Here is a 6813-nt window from a genome sequence, read left to right as displayed (position 1 = left end):
CGCCGGATCCTCGCCCACCAGCACCACCGCCAGCCCCGGCACCACCCCGTGCGCGGCCTCCAGCCCGGCAACCGCCGACGCAACGCGGCCCCGGACACCAGAAGCAAAAGCCTTGCCGTCGATGATCCTTGCCCCCATAGGCCCAATCTCCTTCGCATTCCGCACCCGTGTCGCGGACGGCATCGGCCGACCGCCCCGCTCGCGGATAGCGCAGGCGCCGGCATGTGCAAGTCCCGTTCCAGAGGTGGACCTGCCCGTCCCGGTTTCGCCTCTACCCCCGTTGACGCCTTTTTCCAACCGGCCGATGCAAAGGTCAGGCCCTATTGCGACAAGGCAACGTCGTTTTGCGACGCACGCCCACGCGGGCTGCGTCAGCCGAACAGGTGATTTGCGACAGTCCGCAGCCCCACGCCCATCAGGGCCAGCGCGACGAAGATCGCCAGCCAGCGCAGCGCCTGCGGCAAGCTGTCCCTGCCGCGCAGCCAGCGCCCGAAGCTGTAGAGTAGCAGCCAGATCGCGACCGCCGCCGCCAGCAGCAGCCAGCCGATCCTGGCGGCCGCCGCGCCCAGCCACGGCGCCATCAGCACGACCAGCAACCCCGCCAGCATGGCCAGGAACAGCATCTTGTCCGCCAGCATCCGCCAATAGCTGCCCGGCATGGCGAAGCGCGCAAAGCCCGAGATCAGCCCGCCCCCGGCCCGCAAAGCCGTCGCCGCCCGGGTGCCGAGCATGCGCAGGATGCCGTCGTCGGGCAAGTCGTCGATCATGCGCGACAGGATCGCCATGCCACGGCTGCCCCAGCCGGCGATCTCGGGCGGGCGCGGGCCGACGGGCTTCAGATCCTTATAATGCGCGCCGAAACGCCGCAGGTCCAGTTCGGCGGCGTCCTTGACCCCCAGCGCCTGGGCGGCGGTTTCCTCGAAGGCGTCCTCGTCGATGCGGGCATCGCGCAGCTTGGCCTTGAGCAGCGCCAGCCGGCGGGCCTGTCCGGCGGCCTCGCCATATTCCTCGCGCAGGATCTGGTTCTGGATCTCCTGCGTCCAGGCAGCGCGCTCGGCCTCGGGGCGGTCGGACATCAGCGCCGCGACGATGCGCTCGGCCCCGTCCAGCCGCCCCCACAGGATGTCATGCTCGCGCCAGTCGCGGTTCAGGAAACCGCCGAAGGCACCGACGGCGATGCCCGCCAGCTTGTCGGGCCGCGGGTTCAACCCGCTGTCGGCGGGGCTGACGCGGAACACCTCGACCTGCGAATGCTCCTGAAGCTCCGAACCCTCCAGGAAGGGATAGGTCATCACGTCGTGCCAGTGGAAATCGTCATAGACGTCCAGCAGCGGCTTGAGCTCGGGCGCGGCCAGGTCGGCGCGGATGCGGGCGCTGCTGGCGTCGAAGGCGGCGCGCATGTCCCGGCCCAGCTTGGCCAGCGCCTTGTCCACCAGCGCCTTGATGTCCGTGCTGCGATAGATCTCGCGCGCCTTGCCATATCGCTGGTCGAGCGTCGCGAGCTTCATCACCGCGCTGTATTCGGCTGAAATGAGCCCATCCAGCCGCCCGATCTCGGTGCCGGCCAGCAGGGTCTGGGCCTGGCTGCTGTCGGGGCTGGCAAGGCGGCGAAGATCGGCCAGTTCCTCCTCGATCCGGTCGCGCAGGGGCGCGAGCAATTCGGGCGGCAGGTGCAGCGCGACCTTTTCGCCCTGGATACGCTCGCGCCGGTCCAGCGCCTCGTCGATATGGGCGCGCAGGTGGATCAGCCGGCGCAGCCGGAAATCCAGGTCGTAACGTGACAGAAAGGCGTTCTCGGTCTCGCGCCCTTCGGCGTGATAGGCGCTGAAGCCGTCGTCGCGCCAGGCGCGCAGGATCTGGCGCAGATACAGCGCCACGTCCGAATCCGGCTGGTGCCCCGCCAACCCGGCCACGATCGCCGACAGCCCGTCGGTCGTGCCATAGACCCGCAGGTGGTGATAAAGCGGGTAGTTCTGCGGATATTGAAAGGCGCCCGTCATCAGGTCGGCCAGGTCCATCCGGTCCAGGTCGACCGGCTTGCGCCTTTGCCGCATCTTGCGCCCGGCCGCCTCGACCCGGTTCTGGTCCTCGCGCCAGCGGTTCTGCAGGGCGCCCAGCCGCTCCAGCCGCCGGTTCATGCGGGCGATGGCGCGGATGTCGTCGCGGATCACCTCGTAACGCGGCAGGCCGGTCAGCGCGAGCTGGGCGTTTTGCAGGAAGTCCAGCGGCTCGGGCGCCTGGCCGGGCTGCGAGGGCGCCTCGGGGAAGGGATCGATGAACAGAAGCTTGCGCTCGCCCGGCAGGGTGGTCGGGCGCGAGGGGATCAGCTCGGTCGCATAGCTGAAGGGCCGATTGTCCAGATAGCCGCCATCGGCGAACAGCCGGCCGGCATAATCCGGGTCGTGGTCGAAGAAGCGGGCGAAGCCGGCATCCTGCGCCGCGGAGGGCATGTCGGCAAAGCGCATCGGCGGAAAGGCCACCGGAAAGGACGAGGTGCAGCGCGCGGCAAAGGCCAGCATGGCTTCGTTTCCGGGACCGAAATCGTTGCGGCCGGACCCGTCATAGGCGAAATGGAACACCTTGCGATGAACCCTTTCGTCCAGCCGCGCGCCGGTCAGGTGGATCGGCGCCTGCCGGCCGCGCAGGTCGGTGGCGGTGACGAACAGGTCCACCGTCTCGGCCAGCGGCCGGCCGTTGCCGGTCAGCCGGGCCAGCGTGTCGTGCAGCACCTCGAACATGTGGCCGCCGTCCAGCAGCGATTCGGTCGGGCGCAGGCGGCCGGCGATGCGCTGCCGGTCGTTGAGCAACTGGCCGATATCGGCCTTTTCCGTCCATGCCTCGCGCAGGATGTCGATGTCGCGGGCGCCCGCGACCAGCGCCTTGGCCAGCGCCACGCCGTTGATCCCGCCCGCCGAAGTGCCCGAGATGATGTCGATCACGAACCGCTTTCGCCCGCCGCGCGGTCCTGCAAGCTCGCGCGACAGCCGGCGATAGATCAACTCGCCCGGGGCCAGTTCCTCGTCCGGCAGGTCGGAACTGCCGCGGACCATGCGCAGCAACTCCTGCGCGATGCCGTTCATGTAGATCGCCAGCGAGACGCCGCCGTAAAGGACGACCGCGAAGCGCACCTCACCCGTAGCCCGTTCGACCATTCCGCCCCCCAAGATCGCCCCGGCCGGCAGGCGACAAGAACCGTTCCGTTTCAGAAGGATAAGCGGAAACGCCCAAATTGTCTTGCGGGAAATGCGGCCGTCAAGCGACCGGCCGGTCGCCCAGGTCCAGCTCCTGGAAGGCGTCATAGGCGGCGATCACGGCGGAGCGCTGCGCCTCATGCGCGGCGGCGAAGGGGGCACCCAGCAGCGTCTCGTCGGGATATTCCGTCACCAGCACCAGCGGCACCGGCGGGCGCGCATCCTCGACAATGATGCGGACAAAGCCGCCCGGCGCCTGCGGCACGACGCCATGGCGCCGCGCCAGCGCCAGCTGCGCGGTGTTAAAGGCGGCCAGGTCCGGCAGGCGGGCAAGCCGGGCGATCACCGCCTCGGCCAGAAGGGCGGCGGGACGCGCCCAACCCGGATGGTGGCGCAGGATCAGGAAGAAACCGCGCGGCAGGGTCCAGTCCCGAAAGCCGCGCGGGACATAGCCGCTGAGCGGCCGCGTCCATTCATGCGCCGGATAGCCGTGCAGGCTGACATGCAGCAGCGCACCGCTCAGCCGCAGGGCCTGATCACGGATGCCGCGCTCGGCCTCGGGCGGCTCGTGGCGATGCTCCAGATCGTCCCCCAGCGCGGTATAGCGCGCGGCATGCAGCATGTGGCGCGGCGCAGCCCCCGCCAGCCGCTGGCGCAGCGCATAGCCGTCGGGATTCTCCAGCGGGCAAAGCGTGAAATGCGCCCCCTCGCGCCGCGCCAGTTCCTGCGCCGCACGCAAGGCGCCGACCGGGCCCGAGACCTCGTTGGCATGCTGCCCGGCCGAAATCATCACCGCCCGGTCGCGCCCCGGCAGATACCGCGCCTCGACCGGCCTGCCGGCGACGGACCGGGCGGCAAAGGGCACGCCCGGCAACCGCGCCAATTCGCGGGCGATCTGCGCCGGGGCCAGCGGCGCGTGCGCCCGGTCGAGCCGCTGCCAGCGCGCACCGCCGGCCGGGCTGCGGTCCCAATCGCGGACCCTGACCCGGACCGCGTGGCGCGGACCGTGGCGGATCTCGGGCACGATCTGGCCCACCCGCAGGCTGCGATCCCCGGACGGACGGCCCAAGCGGCATTGGAAATGCTCGATCAGCGAGAAATAAAGATCTTCGTGCAGCGCCTCGGCCAGCGATACCGCCTCGGCGCCCCAATCCAGCGCCCGGTCGCGCACCGGCAGGGTGACGGCGATGTTCAGCTCCTGAAAACAGGGTTCGCCCGACCAGGGCGCGGCAGCGATGGCGCGCATCGTGTGGTGGAACAGCGCCTCGTAATCGGTCTCCAGCGCCTCTGCCAGCCCGTCGCGGATCAGCCAGCCGCAGGGCGACAGCGCCATGCCGCCGGCATGGTCGCGATGCAGGCGGTTCGGCGCCGGCACCGTTGCGTGCCGGACCTCGCCCGAGGCATAGCCCAACCGCAGGCGATAGACCGGCATCGCTTCGCTTTCCCGCCCCTCGCTGAAACGGAAATCGGCCAGTGGAAACAGCGCCGGCAGCGGATAGGTCTCCAGCAGGAAGCGGCCGGGGACGGCCTGAGGATGGCGCGGGCAGGCGATTTCGGCAACGGCCAGCCCCTCGGTCCGGATCTCTTCCAGAAAGGCATGCAGCAGGGGCTTGTAGGCCGAACGGCAGCGCGCCCGGACCCCGCGTGCCGCCAGTGCCTGCTCGGCCGCGCGGCGGGTCGGGGCGTCGTCGAAGCTCCAGATCTCGGCGCGGGCGCAGGTCAGGTCGCGGCAAAGCCGGTCCAGCGTGGCCGGGTAGTCGGCCTGGAACAGCAGTTCCCCGCCGCCCATCAGCCCGCCTCGCGCAAGACCTCGCAAAGCTGCGGGATCGAGGCGGCGAAGGGGTTGCCCTTCATCGAGGAGCTGGCCAGCGACGCCTCGGCCACCGCCTGATGCAAGGCCGGGTCCAGCCCCTGCGCGGCCAGACCCGGCAATCCCGCCTCGCGCGCCCAATCGGACAGGGCTTGCGGCGCCCTGGCCGCGTCGCAGCCAAGCACGGCCGCAATCTCGCCGCAGACCTCGTCGATGCGGCCCGGATCGGGAGCATGGGCACGGTTCATCGCCAGCACCGGCCCCAGCAGCACGCCGCAGATCGCGCCATGCGCAGCAGGCGACACGCCGCCGATCACGCCGGCCAGCCCATGCACTGCGCCAAGCCCGCCATTGGCCAGCGCGATGCCGCCCGACAGGCTGACCCAGGCCATGCGGTCGCGCGCCCCGGCATCCTCGGCCTGCATCAGCCGGACCAGCGCGGCAAGGCCGGGGCCGATGGCCGGGCGGGTCAGCGCATCGGTGAAGGGCGTGGCGCGGGCCGAGACATAGGGCTCGATCACCTGCGCCAGCGCGTCGAGGCCCGAGGCCAGCGTCACCGCGCGCGGGCAATGGTCGGTCAACGCCGGATCGACAATGGCCAGGCGCGGCAGCATGCGCTCGTCGCGGATCGAGACCTTGCGGCCGTGATCGGGCAGGCCGATCACCGCGTTACGGGTGGCCTCGGCGCCGGTGCCGGCCGTGGTCGGCAGCGCGACATAGGGCAAGGGCGGGGCGGCCAGCGGCAGGCCGCGGCCCACCACCTCCAGGTGATCCATGATGCCGCCCGGCGCCGGGATCAGCGCCGCCAGCGCCTTGCCCAGATCCAGCACCGCGCCGCCGCCAAGCGCCGCGACCCAATCGGCGCCGAAGCCCTTGGCCTCTGCCAAGGCCGCCTCCAGCATCGGCAAGGTCGGCTCGGCGCCGCAGGCGATCGCCAGCACCTCGGCACCCTCGGCGCGCAGCGCGTCGAGCAACCAGCCGGCGCGGGCGGGGTTTGCGCCATGCACCAGCACGCCGCGCGGCCCATGGGCACGGATCAGCGCCGGGGCCTTCTGCGCCTCGCCACGTCCAAAGATCACCCGCCCCGGCAGGGCAAAGGAAAACGCGCTCATGCCACCCCCATCGTGGCCTTCACGGCCTGTTTCCAGCGGCCATAGCGTGTCTCGCGGTCGCCCTCGGCCATGGCGGGCTCGAAGCGGCGCTCCAAGGCCCAATCGCGGGCGAAATCCCCGGGCGGCGGGCACAGGCCCGCCTGCAACCCCGCCAGGTAGCCCGCGCCAAGCGCCGTCGTCTCGGTCACCCGCGGCCGGTCCACCGGCGCGCCCAGAATGTCGGCCAGGAACTGCATCGTCCAGCCGCTCGCCGCCATGCCGCCATCCACCCGCAGCACCCCCGCAGCCGCGCCGGGCCAGTCCGCCCGCATCGCCTCCCACAGGTCGCGGGTCTGGAAACCCACGCTCTCCAGCGCCGCCCGCGCCAGTTCCGCCGGACCCGAGTTCCGCGTCAGCCCGAACACCGCCCCCCGGCAATCCGGCCGCCAATAGGGCGCCCCCAGCCCGGTGAAGGCCGGCACCAGGACCAGCTCCTGACCCGGATCCGCCGCCTCGGCCAGACCCTGCGTCTCGGCCGCCGAGCGGATCAGCCCCAGCCCGTCGCGCAGCCATTGCACCACCGCGCCGGCGATGAAGATCGAGCCCTCCAGCGCATAGGTCGTCCGCCCCTCCAGCCGATAGGCGATGGTGCTCAGCAGCCGGTTCTTCGACGCCACCATCTCCTCCCCGGTGTTCAGCAGCGCAAAGCAGCCGGTGCCAT

At 71.0% G+C, this 6813-nt stretch carries 4 protein-coding genes and 1 pseudogene; all 5 read right to left on the bottom strand.

From position 1 onward, the window contains the following. Positions 1-138: pseudogene (locus QPR87_RS23250) on the bottom strand (bifunctional methylenetetrahydrofolate dehydrogenase/methenyltetrahydrofolate cyclohydrolase); the annotation flags it as partial. A gap of 233 nt (positions 139-371) precedes the next feature. Then, on the bottom strand, positions 372-3152 hold the full coding sequence (locus QPR87_RS23245; protein WP_285051539.1) for a patatin-like protein: 2781 nt from the start codon (positions 3150-3152) through the stop codon (positions 372-374). Between the two features lie 100 nt (positions 3153-3252). After that, a complete protein-coding gene (locus QPR87_RS23240) occupies positions 3253-4980 on the bottom strand; it encodes a M14 family zinc carboxypeptidase (RefSeq protein ID WP_285051538.1) in 1728 nt (575 codons plus the stop codon). After that, positions 4980-6113, bottom strand: coding sequence for an iron-containing alcohol dehydrogenase (locus tag QPR87_RS23235; RefSeq protein ID WP_285051537.1), 1134 nt, complete (start codon positions 6111-6113; stop codon positions 4980-4982). The genes QPR87_RS23240 and QPR87_RS23235 overlap by 1 nt, the downstream gene beginning before the upstream one ends. Beyond that, a partial coding sequence (locus tag QPR87_RS23230; protein WP_285051536.1) for an FGGY family carbohydrate kinase occupies positions 6110-6813 on the bottom strand: 704 nt, incomplete at its 5' end. The genes QPR87_RS23235 and QPR87_RS23230, both read right to left, overlap by 4 nt.

Source organism: Paracoccus sp. SSJ (assembly GCF_030234105.1).
In the GTDB taxonomy this organism is placed as follows: Bacteria; Pseudomonadota; Alphaproteobacteria; order Rhodobacterales; family Rhodobacteraceae; genus Paracoccus; species Paracoccus denitrificans.
The sequence above is the reverse complement of the archived record's forward strand: the minus strand, read 5'-3'. Positions and strand labels throughout refer to the sequence as shown.